The sequence below is a fragment of the Streptomyces sp. 2A115 genome (assembly GCF_052245575.1).
In the GTDB taxonomy this organism is placed as follows: Bacteria; Actinomycetota; Actinomycetes; order Streptomycetales; family Streptomycetaceae; genus Streptomyces.
In genome coordinates this window covers 19,450-34,826 of sequence record NZ_JBQQCG010000018.1, presented here as the reverse complement: position 1 = coordinate 34,826, position 15,377 = coordinate 19,450, and the positions used below count along the sequence as shown (strand labels likewise).

Annotated in this window: 12 protein-coding genes and 1 pseudogene; 11 read left to right on the top strand and 2 right to left on the bottom strand. The window is 70.6% G+C overall.

The annotated features are described in order from the left end of the window. Nucleotides 1–39 precede the first annotated feature (39 nt). On the top strand, nt 40–471 hold the full coding sequence (gene tnpA / locus ACTWQR_RS17765) for an IS200/IS605 family transposase (protein ID WP_443228055.1): 432 nt from the start codon (nt 40–42) through the stop codon (nt 469–471). Between the two features lie 205 nt (nt 472–676). Beyond that, nucleotides 677–1,162 (top strand): VOC family protein, encoded by a 486-nt coding sequence (locus tag ACTWQR_RS17760; RefSeq protein ID WP_443228054.1) that lies wholly within the window; start codon nt 677–679, stop codon nt 1,160–1,162. 120 nt (nt 1,163–1,282) lie between these two features. Here the strand turns inward: ACTWQR_RS17760 and ACTWQR_RS17755 are convergent. After that, nucleotides 1,283–1,879: pseudogene (locus tag ACTWQR_RS17755) on the bottom strand (ATP-binding cassette domain-containing protein); the annotation flags it as partial. A gap of 396 nt (nt 1,880–2,275) precedes the next feature. Between ACTWQR_RS17755 and ACTWQR_RS17750 the strand changes: the two are divergent. From ACTWQR_RS17750 to ACTWQR_RS17725, 6 genes are read left to right on the top strand one after another with little or no spacing between them, the layout of a single operon-like run. Further along, nucleotides 2,276–3,865, top strand: a complete 1,590-nt coding sequence (locus ACTWQR_RS17750) for an ABC transporter substrate-binding protein (protein ID WP_443228053.1) — start codon at nt 2,276–2,278, stop codon at nt 3,863–3,865. 2 nt (nt 3,866–3,867) lie between these two features. Next, nucleotides 3,868–4,824, top strand: a complete 957-nt coding sequence (locus ACTWQR_RS17745) for an ABC transporter permease (RefSeq protein ID WP_443228052.1) — start codon at nt 3,868–3,870, stop codon at nt 4,822–4,824. Further along, nucleotides 4,821–5,720: an ABC transporter permease gene (locus ACTWQR_RS17740; RefSeq protein ID WP_443228051.1), complete on the top strand. Its 900-nt coding sequence runs from the start codon at nt 4,821–4,823 to the stop codon at nt 5,718–5,720. The genes ACTWQR_RS17745 and ACTWQR_RS17740 overlap by 4 nt, the downstream gene beginning before the upstream one ends. Beyond that, nucleotides 5,720–7,432, top strand: a complete 1,713-nt coding sequence (locus tag ACTWQR_RS17735) for a dipeptide ABC transporter ATP-binding protein (RefSeq protein WP_443228050.1) — start codon at nt 5,720–5,722, stop codon at nt 7,430–7,432. Before ACTWQR_RS17740 ends, ACTWQR_RS17735 begins: the two co-directional genes overlap by 1 nt. Before the next feature lie 56 nt (nt 7,433–7,488). After that, nucleotides 7,489–9,507, top strand: a complete 2,019-nt coding sequence (locus ACTWQR_RS17730) for a CocE/NonD family hydrolase (RefSeq protein WP_443228049.1) — start codon at nt 7,489–7,491, stop codon at nt 9,505–9,507. Then, nucleotides 9,504–10,157, top strand: a complete 654-nt coding sequence (locus ACTWQR_RS17725) for a TetR/AcrR family transcriptional regulator (RefSeq protein ID WP_443228048.1) — start codon at nt 9,504–9,506, stop codon at nt 10,155–10,157. The genes ACTWQR_RS17730 and ACTWQR_RS17725 overlap by 4 nt, the downstream gene beginning before the upstream one ends. Before the next feature lie 33 nt (nt 10,158–10,190). On the opposite strand, the gene ACTWQR_RS17720 is transcribed toward ACTWQR_RS17725, so the two are convergent. Then, a complete protein-coding gene (locus ACTWQR_RS17720) occupies nt 10,191–11,147 on the bottom strand; it encodes an SGNH/GDSL hydrolase family protein (RefSeq protein WP_443228047.1) in 957 nt (318 codons plus the stop codon). A gap of 384 nt (nt 11,148–11,531) precedes the next feature. Between ACTWQR_RS17720 and ACTWQR_RS17715 the strand changes: the two genes are divergently transcribed. From ACTWQR_RS17715 to ACTWQR_RS17705, 3 genes are all read left to right on the top strand, one after another. Further along, nucleotides 11,532–12,731, top strand: a complete 1,200-nt coding sequence (locus ACTWQR_RS17715; protein ID WP_443228046.1) for an AAA family ATPase — start codon at nt 11,532–11,534, stop codon at nt 12,729–12,731. A gap of 145 nt (nt 12,732–12,876) precedes the next feature. Beyond that, complete coding sequence (locus tag ACTWQR_RS17710; RefSeq protein ID WP_443228153.1) at nt 12,877–14,523, top strand: VWA domain-containing protein; 1,647 nt, start codon at nt 12,877–12,879, stop codon at nt 14,521–14,523. Between the two features lie 117 nt (nt 14,524–14,640). Continuing rightward, nucleotides 14,641–15,336 carry a L,D-transpeptidase family protein gene (locus tag ACTWQR_RS17705; protein WP_443228045.1) on the top strand — a complete coding sequence of 232 codons (696 nt, stop codon included), beginning with the start codon at nt 14,641–14,643 and terminating at the stop codon, nt 15,334–15,336. The last annotated feature ends 41 nt before the right edge of the window (nt 15,337–15,377 follow it).

Genomic DNA, 15,377 nt, shown 5'->3' with positions numbered 1-15,377 from the left:
TCGTGATCACTCATGGACGACACTATACGATATTGGTTTATGTCACCCCGCTGGAATCCAAGCCCCGATGTACGCACCGGTCGTCACGTCGTCTACAACCTCCATGTCCACTTGGTTTTTGTCACGAAGTACCGGCGCAACGCCTTCACCGACGTCATGCTGACCCGCACGGAAGAGGTCATGCGCGAGGTCTGCCAGGACTTCGAGGCCGAGCTGAAGCAGTTCAACGGCGAACAGGACCACGTCCACCTCCTCGTCCACTACCCGCCCAAGGTCCAGCTCTCCAAGTTGGTCAACAGCCTCAAGGGCGTCTCCTCCCGACGCCTGCGCCAGGAATACGACGCCCACGTCCGCCGCTACCTGTGGGGCGGACACTTCTGGTCCGGCTCCTACTTCGCCGGGTCCTGCGGCGGGGCACCGCTGACCGTCGTCCGCCAGTACATCGAGAACCAGCAGCGCCCCGCCGGCTGAGGACAACACTGCGGACCCGTGCACCAGCACGGGTCACAGCAGCCCTGACATGGCCTTCACCCTCGCCGTAAACGGCGGAGCACTGGCCAAGATCAAAGGTAGACATCCTGCTGCGGATATCCAGGCGATTGCCCGAGCCACCGATGAGTTTCCGCACGAGGATCAGTCGACAGAGGTGACAGCGTTCCCACTCCAGGAGGTGCCCATGGCCACCGAAGGATTCACCACCTGCCTCTGGTTCGACGACCAGGCAGAAGACGCCGCCAACTTCTACGCCTCGGTCTTCAAGAACTCCCGGATCGGCCGGATCACCCACTACCCGGAGGCCGGGCCCAGCCGCCCCGCCGGTTCCGTCCTGACCGTGGAGTTCGAGGCGAACGGCCAGAAGTTCGTCGCCCTGAACGGCGGCCCGGAGTTCAAGTTCACCGAGGCCGTCTCCTTCCTGATCGACTGCGAGGACCAGGCGGAGGTGGACTTCTACTGGGACAAGCTCATCGAGGGCGGCGGCGAGCACGGCCCCTGTGGCTGGCTGAAGGACAAGTTCGGCCTCTCCTGGCAGGTCAACCCGATCAGGCTGACCGAGATGATCAGCGACCCGGACGTGGAGAAGGCGGCCCGCGCGATGCAGGCGATGATGAAGATGTCCAAGCTCGACATCGCCGCCCTGGAGAAGGCCTACGCGGGGGAGTGAGGCGGTCGGCACGGTGGTCGGACCCCTGGGCCCTGTCGGCCCAGGGGCTTCTGGCGGATCCCGGCCAGAAGCCCCCCGGGGCCTGATCCTTCGGACAGACCCGAGCGCCGCATCGGCGCAGGCGAGCTGGCCGCCATGCAGTGCCGCGTACGCACCCCCGCGCCGTACCAGCTCCTTGTGCGACCCGATCTCCCGCACGGCACCGTCTCCCATCACCACGATCCGGTCCGCACCCCGGATCGTGGACAGCCGGTGCGCCACCATGAACGTGGTGCGCCCACGCACCAGCCGGGCCAGCGCCAGCCGGGCCAGCGCCTCCGACCGGGTGTCCAGCGCGGACGTCGCCTCGTCGAGGATGAGCACGCGCGGATCGCGGATGAGGGCCCCGCGCGCGACGGACGGCCGCTGCCGCTGACCGCCCGACAGCCGGGCCCCGTGCTCTCCCACCACGGTGTCGAGCCCGCGCGGCAGCCGGTCGACGAACTCCAGCACGTTGGCGTCTTCCAGCGCCGCGCGAACCGTCGCCTCGTCGGCGTCGTCGGTGCCGTACGCGACGTGCTCCCGCACGGTGCCCTCGAAGAGGATCGACTCCTGCGGCACGACCGAGACGAAGCGCCGGTACGTCCGCAGGTCCAGGGAGTTCATGTCGGCCCCGTCGAGCAGCAGCCGTCCCGAGGTCGGCCGGATGCCCCCGATGACGAGACCGAGTACGGACTCCAGGCCCTTGGTGATGACCGGAGCCGGCCCCGCCAGGGGGGTCGTCGACGGTGGAGACGAGGAAGGCGGCTGCGAGCTTCCAGCGGTCGGCGCGGAACGGGTAGACGACCGTGCGGATCGGGTGTTCGCCGCGGTAGCGGTGCTCGAGCGGTTTCTCCCGCGAGGCCATGGGTGGCCGTCCCTCCCAAAGGGAGATGAGAACGGAGCAAGCGCTTTCCGTTCAGGCGTCTACCAGCTGCACGCGGGGCGGCCGGGCTTCCTGCGTCGGCGTAACAGCTCGGTTTCCTGGGTTAATTTCCGCGTTCCCGGGGTTGGCGCGGAACCAGCGGCTGGTTATCGTTCACGCCGTTCACTCAATCGTTCCGCTGAACGAATAGCGGGAAGGGCGGTCGGTCCATGCCCGACATCCACCACCCAGGACGGCGCTCGGTCCTCGCCGCTGCCGCCGCGGGCGGCGCGTCGCTCGGTGCGTCATGGCTGCTCACCGGCTGCACCGGCGCCTCGGCGGCCCCGGCCCTGCCCACGGGTTCGAAGGAGGGCACTCCCGACCGCGGCGGCACCCTCCGCATCGCCCGGCCGCCCGCCTCCGACGCCGAGACCCTCGACCCGGCGAGCGCCCTGTCCGCGTACGAGTACCTCGGCGCCCTCTACAACCGCCTGGTCCGCATCGCCGCGAACGGCGAGCTCGCCCCCGACCTCGCCGAGTCCTGGGAACCGGACGCCAAGGCGCGCACCTGGACCTTCCGCCTCCGCAAGGGCGTCACCTTCCACGACGGGCGGAAACTCACCTCCGCCGACGCCGCGTACACCCTGCGCCACATCCTCGACAAGCAGACGGCCTCCCCGCAGGCGGCCGTGCTCGCACCACTCATCGACCCCGAGGAGCTGCGAACACCCGACGCCCATACGCTCGTCGTGCCGCTCAAGACCCCCAACGCGGAGTTCCCGAGCCTCCTCACCCACTACAACTGCTACGTCATCCCTGACGGCAGCGCTCGAGGCATCGGCCGCACCGGCATAGGCACCGGCCCCTTCGAGCTGGAGTCGTTCACGCCCGCGGGCCCCGGCCGGATCACCGCGTACGAGGACCACTGGGCCGGCCGCCCGGTCCTGGACGCCATCGACTTCTACTCCGTCGCCGACATGTCGGCCCGCTCAAATGCCTTGCTGGCGGGGCAGGTCGACCTGCTCTCCCAGACCAACCTCGACTTCGCCACCGCCCGCGTCGTCGCCGCCTCCGACCGAGCGACGATCGCCCGGGTCGAGAACGCCCAGTGGTACGTGCTGCCGATGCTCACCACCGAGAAGCCCTTCACCGACGTACGCGTCCGGCAGGCGATGAAGCTCGCCTACGACCCGGAGTACGTGGTGAGGGTCGCGTTGCAGGGCGCGGGCACGGCAGGCTGGGACAACCCGGTGCCGCCGAGCGACCCCGCCCACATCACCGCCCACCCGAAGCACGACCCGGAGAAGGCGCGGTACTTGCTCAAGCAGGCGGGGCACGACGGCCTGACGGTCGACCTCTACACGTCCTCGTACGACCCGGTCTTCACACCGATGGCCCTCGCCTACCAGGACTCGGCCAGGCGGGCCGGGATCCGCATCCGAGTGAAGACGGCCGCGGCGGACTCGTACTACACGCAGATCTGGATGAAGAAGCCGCTCATGGCCACGTACTGGTTCACCGGCAGACCCGTCGACCAGCTCCTCACCCAAGTCTTCCGCAGCGGCTCCTCCTACAACGAGACCGCCTGGTCGGACAAGGAGTTCGACGCACTGCTCGACCGGGCCCGCCAGGAGACCGACGAGACGCGGCGGCGCGAACTCTACGGCGAGGCACAGACGTTCGTCATCGACAAGGGCGGGGCGATGACCCCGATGTTCGCCGACCGGCTCGTCGGCATCTCGCGGAAGGTGCGCGGATACGCCGAGTACGGCTTCGAGTTCGACTACCTCGGCATCGGCCTTCAGCAGAAGGGGGCCTGAGCGTGCTCTCGTTCGTCGCCCGCCGCGTACTCGCCGCCGTCGGCACCCTCTTCCTCTCCTCCGTCCTGGTCTTCCTCGCCGTCCAGGCGCTGCCCGGCGACGTCGCCACCCAGGTGCTCGGCAAGGACGCGACACCGGACGCGGTCACCGCCCTCCGCGAGAAACTGAAGCTCGACCAGCCGGCCTGGGAGCGGTACGTCGACTGGATGGGCGGGGCCCTGCACGGCGACTTCGGGCTCTCGCTGGTGTCCGGCAAGGCGGTCGGCGGCGAAGTCGCCATGTATCTCGGCAACTCCGCGCTCATCGCCCTGATCACCGTCCTGTTCGCGGTCACCGGCTCGATCGTCCTCGGCATCCTCGCGGGCCTCCACCGCGACCGCTGGCCGGACCATCTGATCTCCACGGTCAGCCTGGTCGGGATGAGCGTCCCCGAGTTCGTCGTCGCGACCGTGCTGGTGCTGTGCTTCTCGGTCGCGCTGCCGGTGTTTCCCGCCGTCGTGCTGTACGGGCCCGAGGCGAGCGTGGGTCAACTCCTGCCCGGCGTATGGCTGCCTGCCCTCGCACTCGCCGTCGTGATGGCCGCGTACATCGTCCGCATGGCCCGCACGTCCGTCATCGACGTGATGGCGAGCGAGTACGTCACGACGGCCAGGCTGAAGGGCCTGTCGACATGGCGGGTCGTCACTCGACACGCGCTGCCCAGCGCCCTGCTGCCCACCCTGCACGTCATCGCGCTGAACGTCGCCTGGCTGGCCGGCGGGGTCGCCGTCGTCGAGAACGTCTTCAACTACCCCGGCATCGGAAAGCTGATGCTCGCCTCGGTGCAGAACCGGGACCTGCCCGTCATCCAGGCCATCGCGCTGGTCAGCGCGGTCGTGTACGTGGCCTGCAACCTGGCCGCCGACCTCGGCGCCATGGCCCTCAACCCCAAGCTCCGTACGCGCGGGAGGACCCGATGACCACCCTGGACACCCCGGCGGCCGCGCCCGCCGTTCCTGTCGCGCCGCCGTCCGCCGCGGTCCGCGCATGGCGCACGCTCCGGTCCTCGCGAGCGGCCACGGCCGGCCTCGCGATCGTCTCCGTGCACGTCCTGATCGCCCTGCTCGCACCGGTCCTCACCTCCTACGATCCCATCGCCAACAACGCGAACCAGGCGCTGCTCGGGCCGAGTTGGGGGCATCTGGCCGGGACCGACCAGTACGGTCGCGACGTGCTGGCGCGCGTCCTGTACGGCGGCCGGTACGCGTTCGGTGTGTCCATCGGTGCGACGCTGGTGACTCTGCTCATCGGCACGATCGTGGGGTGCGCCGCGGCACTGCGCGGCGGTTGGTTCGACGAGGTGCTGGGGCGGGTGCTGGACGCGGTCCTCTCCGTGCCGCCGGTCCTGGCGCTGCTGGTCGTCGTCACCGCGCTGGGCACGGGGCCGTCGGTCATCGTCCTCGCCATCGCGGTGGTGTACGTACCGCAGGTCGTACGGGTCGTGCGAGGCGCCGCGCTCGCGGTCGTGCCCGCCGACTACGTGACCGCGGCGCGGGCCCGGGGCGAGGGCACCTGGCCGATCCTGCGGCGCGAGGTCCTGCCGAACATCGTCGACGTGGTGTGTGTCGAGTTCGCGATGCGGGCCTCATGGGTGGTGCTGCTGATCTCCTCGCTGTCCTTTCTCGGCTTCGGCGCCGATCCGCCGACTCCCGACTGGGGCCTGATGGTGGCCGAGAACCGCACGGCCATCACTGTCGTCCCGATGGCGAGCCTCGCGCCGATCATCGCCCTGGCCACGCTCGTGGTGGGGCTCAACCTCGCGGCCGACGGTCTGTCCAAGGCGTGGGGCGTCGACCGGGTCAGGGAGGGGTTCTGATGACTCCAAAGACCTCGATCGTCTCCGTTGCCGGGTTGTCGGTCGCCTATCGCTCGGGCGGGCGTGAGGTGCCCGTGGTGCGTGAGGTGTCGCTGGACGTGCTGCCCGGGCAGACGCTGGCGCTGGTGGGTGAGTCGGGCAGCGGGAAGTCGACGGTCGCGGCGACGCTGCTGGGGCATCTGCGGCACGGGTCTCGGGTGACGGGCGGCTCGGTCCGCGTCGACGGAGCCGACGTGTTCGCGCTGCCCGCGCGGGAGTTGAGGCGGCTGCGGGGCGGGACGGCCGCCATGGTCGGACAGAATGCCGGGCAGGCCCTGACCCCCTCCATGCGGATCGGACGGCAGATCGCCGAGGCGGGCGGGGAGGTACCCGTCGTGGACCTCCTCGACCAGGTCCGGCTGCCCCGCCCCGCCGAACTCGCCCGCCGCTACCCGCACGAGCTCTCCGGAGGTCAACAGCAGCGCGTCGCCATCGCCATGGCCATCGCGGCCCGTCCGAAGCTCCTCGTCCTCGACGAGCCGACGACCGGGCTCGATGTCGTCACCCAGCGTGGTGTCCTCGATCTGATCGGAACGCTGCGCGACGAACTCGGCCTCGCCGCCGTCCTGGTGAGCCACGACCTCGGGGTCGTCGCCCACATGGCCGACGAGGTGAGCGTGCTGCGGTCCGGACGGATCGTGGAGGCCGCGCCCACCGGGCGGCTCTTCGCCGCGCCCCAAGTCCCGTACACCAGACGGCTGTTGGCGAGTGTGCCGCGCCTCGACGACGAAGGGCTCGCGCTCGTGGGCGAGACGGGGGAGCGGGAGGTGCGTCCGAGGACGGCGGTGCCCGACGACTCGCCCCCGGCCGTCTCCGCACGGGACATCACCATCGACTACGGATCGTCCCGCGCCGTGGACGGTGTCTCCTTCGACGTCCGGCGCGGCGAAGTCGTCGCCCTCGTAGGGGAGTCGGGCAGCGGAAAATCCACGCTCGCCTGGACGCTCGCGGGCCTGCGCACCCCGTCCGGCGGCACGATGACCCATGAATCGGGCGACCTCGCCAGGCCCGCCGGGAAGCGACCGCTGTCGCTGAGGCGCCGGGTCCAGCTCGTCTTCCAGAACGCCGACACGTCCCTGAACCCGCGCCGCACGGTCGGTGACGCGGTGCGGCGGCCGCTGCGGTTCTTCGGCACGGCGGGCTCGCGTACGGAGGCCGCCGCGCGCGCCCGGGAGCTCATCTCCGACGTGCGGCTCGATCCCGCCCTCGCCGAACGGCTGCCCGCGCAGCTCTCCGGCGGGCAGCGGCAGCGGATCGGGATCGCGCGGGCGCTGGCCGGTGAGCCGGATGTACTCATCGCGGACGAGATCACCACGGCCCTGGACGTCTCGGTCCAGGCCGACGTCCTGCGGCTGCTCGACGATCTGCGCCGGGAGCGGGAGTTGGCCTGCCTGTTCATCAGTCACGATCTCGCTGTCGTACGAGGGATCGCCGACCGGGTGGTCGTGCTGCGGCACGGGGTGGTCGTGGAGGAGGGGCCCACGGACTCGGTGTTCTCCGACCCCGGGCATCCCTACACGCGTCAGCTGATGGCGGCTGTGCTGGAACCTTCTCCAGGGGCGCGTCCTCTTGAGGGCGGGGCGGTGGAGTGGGCTGACGCCGCGGAGCCGGATGATCTCTGGACGGATCATGGTGCGGGGCATCGGGTTCGGCGGTGGCGGGTGGTGGCGTAGGGGCGGCGGGGGCGAAAACCAACCGCGGACACCCACCCCCAAGAACAAGGAGCCACGTGAAGTACCGCGACCGCTTCGACCGGCAGGTCATGCGCGAGGACGTCTGGATCCCCACCCGGGCCGGCCGGACACGCCTGCACGCCCGCATCTGGCGACCGACCGACGCCGAACACACCCCCGTACCCGCCCTGCTCGAATACCTCCCGTACCGCAAGACCGACTGGACCGCTCCCCGAGACGCCCAACGCCACCCCTGGTACGCCGGCCACGGCTACGCCTCCGTCCGCGTCGACATCCGCGGACACGGCGACAGCGAGGGAACCCCCGGCGACGAGTACGACGCGCAGGAACTCGCGGACGGCGTCGACGTCGTCAACTGGCTTGCCGAGCAGCCCTGGTGCACCGGCAAGGTCGGCATGTTCGGCATCTCCTGGGGCGGCTTCAACTCCCTCCAGACAGCCGCCCTCGCCCCGGAACCGCTGAAGGCGATCGTCACGGTCTGCTCGACCGACGACCGCTACGACAACGACGTGCACTACACGGGCGGCGCCGTCCTCGGCATCGACATGCTCGCCTGGGCCGGCACGATGCTCGCCTTCACCGCCCGCCCGCCGGACCCCACGAGCGTCGGCGAGGACCGCTGGCTCCCGATGTGGCGCGAACGCCTCGACGCCCTCGAACCCTTCCTGCACACCTGGCTGGCACACCAGCAGCGCGACGCCTACTGGCGGCACGGCAGCGTCTGCGAGGACTACACGGCGATCGACGCGGCCGTCCTGGCCGTCGGCGGCTGGCACGACCCGTACCGCGACACCGTGCTGCGGCTCGTGGAACACCTGCCGGACGAGCGCGTACGAGGACTCATCGGGCCCTGGTCGCACCAGTACCCGGACCGAGGCCTGCCGCCCGGCCCGGCCATCGGCTTCCTCCAGGAGACCCTCCGCTGGTGGGACCAGCACCTCAAGGGTGAGGACACTGGGATCATGCGCGAACCGAAGCTCCGCGCCTGGCTCAACGACCCGGTCCCGCCCGCGACTTCGTACGACGTCATGCCCGGCCGTTGGGTCGGCGAGCCGAACTGGCCGCCGCCGTCGGTCACTTGGGACGAACGGCCGCTGGGCGAAGCGACGAGTGCGCCCGTCCTCGTACGCTCGCCACAGCACACAGGCCTCGACGCCGGCCGCTTCTTCCCCTTCGGCAACGCGAGCGATCTGCCGCCGGACCAGCGGGAGGAGGACGGCCGCTCGGTCTGCTTCGACTCGGCTCCCCTACCGGAGAGGGTCGAGATCCTCGGGCGACCGCGCGTCCGGCTCCGCCTCGACAGCGCCACTCCCCGCGCCCACGTGATCGCCCGCGTCTGCGACGTCGCACCCGACGGCTCGTCCACGCTCGTCACCCGCGGCGTGCTCAACCTGCTGAGCAGACACGGGCGTGACCGGGCCGTGGAGTGGACCCCGGGTACGTACGAGACCGTCGAGTTCGAGCTCAACGGCATCGGGTACGCCTTCCCGCCCGGACATCGCATCAGGGTCGCCGTCTCCGACGCGTACTGGCCGTGGGTGTGGCCGCACGGCGAGCGCGGCGAGCTGACCGTGCGGCCCGCCGAGAGTGCCCTGCTCCTTCCCGTACGGGATCCCGCGTACGGAGCCGACCTGGCGCCGATCCGCTTCGAGGAGCCCGAGCAGGCCGCGCCGCTCCCCGTCGGGTACGAGCGGCCCGCCGAACCGATGCCGGAGCGTCTGGTCACGCACGACGTCGCGAAGGGGGAGTGGACGCTGGAGGTCGACCCCAACTACGGGGGATCCCGGACCTACCCCGACGGGCTGCGCTACGAGGAGAGCGCGCGCGAGACGTACCGGATCCGCACCGACGACCCGCTCTCGGCGCGCGCCGTCTCCGAGTGGGGGATCCGGCTGCGGCGGGGCGACGACTGGGACGCTGAGATCATGGCGCGCACCGAGCTGCGGGCCACGGCCACGGAGTTCATCATGGACAGTCGCATCGAAGCACGGGCGGACGGAGAGACAGTGGTCAAGCGCGCATGGCACCGCACCACCCCGAGGACGTCGGCATGAACGCCGCCAGGACGCCCCGCCGTGCCGTCGCCGCCGCCGACCGCACCCGCCAGCCCACCGAGGTGCGCCGCCGGCTCATCGTGGAGGCGGCCGTACCGCTCATCGCCGAGCGCGGGTACGCGTCCGTGGGGGTGCGCGACGTCGCCGCCGCGGCCGGAGTGTCGGTCGGCACCGTCACGTACCACTTCGCCAGCGTGCAGGAGATCCTCTCCGAGGCCATGGTGCTGCACATCGAGCGGTACTACGCGGCGCTGAGCGAGGCCGCAGAAGAGGCGTCCAGTAGCGCCGAGGCGCTGCGGCTGCTGATCGACGCGCTGTTCACGGAGGACACCGACCGGCACTGGCGGATGTGGTTCGACTACTGGCGCGCCGGCGACCGCGACCGGGATCCCGAGCAGGCCTTCGCCGGCGGCCAGGCCAAGCGGTACGAGGACTGGCACAGTCAGATCCGGGCCCTGGTCGAACGGGGCGTCGCCGACGGTGAGTTCGTCTGCGCGGACTCGGCCGGCTTCACCGTCCGCTTCGCCGCCCTCTCCGACGGACTGGCCCTCCAGCGGCTGCGGCAGGCGCCTCCGCTGAGCACAGAGGAGGCCCGCCGCCACTTGTACCGGCTGGTCGAAACGGAGTTGACGTCCGGGCGCGGGGACTGACCCGGCTCACCGGCCCATCCGCCCATCCGTTCGTCAGCCCGTCGCCGACGCCACGGCCTGGGTGATCTCCCGGGTGATGCGCAGGATGCCGGGGGAGCGGACCGGGCAGGGCCTGGACTTCGACGTGGTGGGGGCGAGGCAGAAGTGCAGATAGTCGTCGTCGCGGTGGAGGGCGGTCCGGTCGCGGCCGGGTTGGGTGCAGTCCTCCGCGCGGTCGCGTTCGTACGCGGTGCACGGCAGGTACTGGGCCCAGGTGTAGCGGGCCGTGGCCGGGCTCACCGCCTTGCCGGCGTCCGCGAGCAGATCACCGGAGGCGTCGGCCTGCCGCTCGTAGATCGCGTTGACGCCGCGGACTCGGTCGGGCGTGATCGGGTCGGGTCCCTGGAGCACCCACACGACTTTGGGCCGGTCCGCGCCGCCCGCCGCGCCCGCGATCTGGTCGGTCAGCTTCCGCGCGTCGGCGGTGTAGCGCGCGAAGTACTCGTCCCGCGCCTTGTCGTGGGTGATGCCGTCCATGCACCACGTGTAGTCCCACGCGTTGCCCCAGAACTGCAGCACCACGAAGTCCGGCCGCAGGGAGCGGACCAGGGCGGCAGCCTTGTCCTTGGGCGGTACGAGGGACTTCTCGCCCGTGCCTTCCAGGTAGTCGCAGAGGGTGGTGCCCGAGTACGGGGCGCTGGTGTAGCGGGCGTTCAGTTCGTCCCGCAGGAGCCCGCCGAGCACCTTCTGGTTCTCCATCGCGAGCGAGTCGCCGAGGTAGAGCACGGTGGGGGGTTCGGCGGGCGCCTTGATCTCAGCCGCGGGCTTGGTTTCGGTCCCGGCCCCGGGTGTCGCGACCGGGCGCTGATGCGTGGTCAACGACGGCGACGGTGATGTACGGGCAGTCGAAGGAACGGGCGGCGGCGCGGCGTCGGGCCCGGATGCTGGGTCCCCACACGCGCCGAGCAGCAGGAAACCCGCCACCACCCCAACGATCCACGGCTTGCGCATACGGCAACTCCCGCCCCAGCCACCGAAAAACGGCCCCCAGACAAGCACAGTGGGACGCAAGGGGGAAGAGTGCAGCAGCAAGTGCCATGGCTGGACGCCCAGTTCACGGTCGGCCGGCCTGAACGAGCCGGACAGCGGGAAGTAACCGAGCCGCTGGTGGGCCTGCCAGGGCAGTTTGAGGAGTGTGGACGCCGTCGAGGCCCTGGCGACCGCACGGCGCGGTGAGTGCTCAGCCGGGCAGGGACGGGACGTCGGCTGACTGCACCTCAGGCAGCCGCGTGGCATGGACCCTTCCCGCGCTCCGGGCCACTCGCCCAACGAACTCCCTCCCCGAGAGAGTATGACTTGCCGGCCCAACCGGGAGTCAGAGGCGAGGAGTTGAGGATGGGCGCACAGGACGCGCAGGACACGGCCAAGAAGCTGCGGGCGATCAGCGACGAGCTGTCGGACCGTTTCTACGAGCGGGCTGACGTGGTGCGGACGCTCGTGGTGACGCTGCTGGCCGGGCAGCACTCGTTGGTGCTCGGCCCGCCCGGAACGGCGAAGTCCGAGTTGGCCCGGGAGCTCACGGGCAGGGTCGAGGGGGCGTCCTACTGGGAGATCCTCCTGTCGAAGTTCACCGCGCCGACGAGGATGTTCGGCCCCATCGACGTCGCCGCGCTGGCCCGGGGTGAGTACCGCCAGGTGTACGAGGGCCGCGCCACGACCGCGCATGTCGCGTTCATCGACGAGATTTTCAAGTGCTCCACGGCGGCGCTGAACGAGACGTTGGGCTTCCTCAACGAGCGGATCTACCACCCCGAGAGCGGCGGCGAGCCGATCCGCTGCCCCCTGATCGGGGCCATCACGGCGAGCAACGAACTGCCCAGCGGAGAGGATACGGCCGCGATCTACGACCGGCTGCTCGTGCGGATCGAGGTCGGGTACCTGGCCGACCCCTCGAACTTCGCCGCGCTGGTCCGCTCCGCCGTCAGCCGCCCGGCGGCACCGACACGGACCACCATCGAGCTGGCCGCGTTGCAGCACGCCGTGACCGAAGCCGTCCCGGCCGTGGACGTCCCCGACGTGATCGTGGACGCGGTGTGTACGCTGCGGGCCGCTCTGCGCCGCAGGGAACTCGTCGCCTCCGACCGCCGCTGGCGACAGGCGGTGGGCCTGCTCCAGGCGTCCGCGTACCTCGACGGCCGCCAGGCGGTCGGCGAGACCGACCTGTCGGTGCTGACCCACGTGCTGTGGGACTCCCCCGCCGAGCGCCCGACCGTCGAGCGCGAGGTGCTGCAACTGGTCAACCCCGACGCCAAGGAGGCGCTCGACCTGGCCGACGCCATCGAGGAGTTGGAGGTCCAACTCGACGCCATGGCCGGGCAGTCTCGCGAGGCGCTGAGCGAGTGGGTCATCAAAAAGGCCCACAACCAGCTCGCCATGGCGGGGAAGCGGCTGGAGAAGCTGCGTGAGGAGGCGGCGGGCGCCGGGCGCTCCACCGCCGCCATCGACCGAGTCGCCGTCCGCCGGCGCGCCGTCCGCGCCCGCGTTCTCACCGAGGCCCTCGGCATGGACGCGAGCATGGTGCAGGCCCAGCTCTGAGCTCCGGGGGATCAGGACCATGAACGAGACGGGCGAGACAGTCAAGACGGGCGACACGGGCAAGGCGGGCGAGACAGTCAAGGCGGGCGAGGCAGGCGACACGGGCAAGGCGGCCGAGACAGGCGAGACAGGCGAGGCAGGTGAGATGGGTGAGGCGGGCAAGACGCTGGACGAGCTCAACGAGCTGGCGAGCCGGGCCGGGAAGTGGCTGGGCCTGTCCGCCGCCGCTCCCGAGCGGCACACTGCGGCCGTGGTCGCGGACCGGTTCGAACAGATCACATGGCGCGACACCTACGAGCAGTCGGCCGGACTGCGCGAGCTGGCCGAGGAGCTGAACGAGCGCTTCGACTCCTCCGCCGCCTCCGCCTCCACCACCGACCTCCTGACCGACGTGTTCCTGGCCGCATACAAGGTCAGCCCGCGGTTGCGCGAGCGCGCGGAGATGGACCCCTCCCGGCTGGTCAACCACCAGGTCATCACCTCACTGGTGGAGTCACTGGAGTTCGCCGAGTTGCGCCGGGAGACGGCGGGCGACCCCTACGCCGCCGCCATGGCCGTGCTCGCCCAGGCCGCCGCGCTGCGCCGGATGCTGGAGCACTCCCGGGATGCCCAGGAAGAGACCGAGCAGGCGAAGAAGGCCCGGCAGGACACCGAAGGCGCGGCGACCGCCGTGGGCGAGGCGCTCCAGCAGGCCGCCGACGAGGCCGACGAGGACGGCACCGTACCGGCCCCGGCCTCCGACGCCGTCCAACAGGCGATCGAGGCCGCCGAAGCCGCCGAGGCCGCCGCGCGGCAGGCTGCCCGGGCCGCCGTGCGGGCCCTCGCGGCGGCGGCCCCCGGTATCCGTGCCGCCGCGCGGAACGCGGCGGCGAAGGCCGCCGAGGCGGTGCGGGAGGAGGCCACGCTGATGCGGGCATGGGGCGTTGGTCCCGGCGAGCTGGAGCGGATGCCGTTCGATCAGCGCGGTCGGCTCGCCGAGCGGCTGCGCACCAGCCGTCTCGCAGAGTGGGCCGAGCTGATCGGCCGCTTCCGGCAGATGGCCGGCGGTGAGCGCGCCCGCAAGGTGGAGAACGCCGCCGGGGAGCTGGTCGGCGTCACGCTCGGCAATGACCTCTCCCGTGTCATCCCCTCCGAGCTGGCCAATCTCGGCCTGCCCGAGCTGCGTGCGGTGTTCGCCGCGCGCTACGCCGCCGGGGAGCTGATGCTCTACGACAGTCAGGGAGAGCAGACCACCGGCCGGGGCGCCATCATCGCGTGCGTGGACACCTCGCACTCCATGTACGAGGCAGGGCCCGGCGGAGTCACCCGGGAGGCGTGGGCCAAGGCGTGCGCCCTGGCGCTGCTGGATCAGGCCCGCCACGCGGGGCGTGACTTCGTCGGCATCCTGTTCTCCGCCGCCGACAAGATCCAGGTCTTCCGCTTCCCGGCCGACCAGCCGGCCGGCACCGCCCGGATCCTCGACTTCGCGGAGACGTTTCTCGGTGGCGGTACCAGCTACCAGACGCCGCTGACGGCAGCCAGTGAACTGCTGGAGGAAGAGTTCAACGACGCCGCCCGCACGCGCGGCGACATCGTGATGCTCACCGACGACGATTGCGGCGTCACCGAGAGATGGATGCGGGGCTGGAACGACGCCAAGCACCTGCTGGGCTTCCGCGTCTTCGGCGTGGCCATCGGCGCCCCGCGCGTCGCCGAAGCCGACTCGGTCCTGGACGCCCTGTGCGACAACCTCCGCTCCATCGAGGACTTCACCGACGTCCACGCCGCCGCCGACCTCTTCCGTGTGATCTGACCCGACCTTCCGCCCATGTCACCGTTTCGTCGCAGTCTGGTCTGCCCTACAACCGATGTCCCCCGGCGCAGGTCTAGCTGGCAGAGATTGACCGGATCGAACGGGAGAGGCCTGATCATGGGGGACATACGCAGACGGGGAGCCGTCGCACTGGGGATCACCGGACTGGTGGTGCCGCTGACCGTCGCGCTGGGCGCGGCGCCCGCACAAGCGGCGAGCTGCACCACGCAGACCGGCCCGTATCAGAAGCAGGTCGAGAAGTTCCTCGGCCGGACGGTCGACGGTAAGCAGTCGGGGGCCGACTGCACGGCGATCAGGGCCTTCCAGACCAAGCATGGCATCACGCCGAACATCGGCTACGCGGGCTCCGTCACCTGGGGCGTGATGGACCTGATGACCAAGCAGAAGGCCGTGGGCAACAACCCCAACAGGGACGGTAGGTGCCCGGTCAACAAGGGCCGCATAGCCTGCGTGAACCTGACGCTCCAGCTCAGCTGGATCCAGGACGGCAGGAACCTCGTGTACGGACCGGTGCCGGTCCGCACCGGCCGTAACGGCTATGAGACCCGCACCGGCCTGAAGAAGATCTACTGGCGGAACATCGACCACGTCTCGTCCATCTACGACGTGCCGATGCCCTACAGCCAGTTCTTCGACGGCGGTCAGGCCTTCCACTCGGTCGGCGTGAGCATGTGGAACCCGCCCGGCTCGCACGGCTGCGTCAACATGACGAAGACGGTGGCCCAGAAGTACTGGTCGCTGCTGAAGAAGGGCGACGACGTCTTCGTGTACGGCCGCAAGCCCGGCACGTGACCCAGCCACAGCCCCGGCCCCAGTCGCGGCCGCGCAGGTGA

Coding starts and splice junctions, on each gene's coding strand:
- ACTWQR_RS17705 (WP_443228045.1), top strand. CDS start 14,641: ATGGGGGACATACGCAGACGGGGAGCCGTCGCACTGGGGATCACCGGA.
- ACTWQR_RS17715 (WP_443228046.1), top strand. CDS start 11,532: ATGGGCGCACAGGACGCGCAGGACACGGCCAAGAAGCTGCGGGCGATC.
- tnpA (WP_443228055.1), top strand. CDS start 40: ATGTCACCCCGCTGGAATCCAAGCCCCGATGTACGCACCGGTCGTCAC.
- ACTWQR_RS17710 (WP_443228153.1), top strand. CDS start 12,877: ATGGGTGAGGCGGGCAAGACGCTGGACGAGCTCAACGAGCTGGCGAGC.
- ACTWQR_RS17720 (WP_443228047.1), bottom strand. CDS start 11,147: ATGCGCAAGCCGTGGATCGTTGGGGTGGTGGCGGGTTTCCTGCTGCTC.
- ACTWQR_RS17735 (WP_443228050.1), top strand. CDS start 5,720: ATGACTCCAAAGACCTCGATCGTCTCCGTTGCCGGGTTGTCGGTCGCC.
- ACTWQR_RS17725 (WP_443228048.1), top strand. CDS start 9,504: ATGAACGCCGCCAGGACGCCCCGCCGTGCCGTCGCCGCCGCCGACCGC.
- ACTWQR_RS17740 (WP_443228051.1), top strand. CDS start 4,821: ATGACCACCCTGGACACCCCGGCGGCCGCGCCCGCCGTTCCTGTCGCG.
- ACTWQR_RS17750 (WP_443228053.1), top strand. CDS start 2,276: ATGCCCGACATCCACCACCCAGGACGGCGCTCGGTCCTCGCCGCTGCC.
- ACTWQR_RS17760 (WP_443228054.1), top strand. CDS start 677: ATGGCCACCGAAGGATTCACCACCTGCCTCTGGTTCGACGACCAGGCA.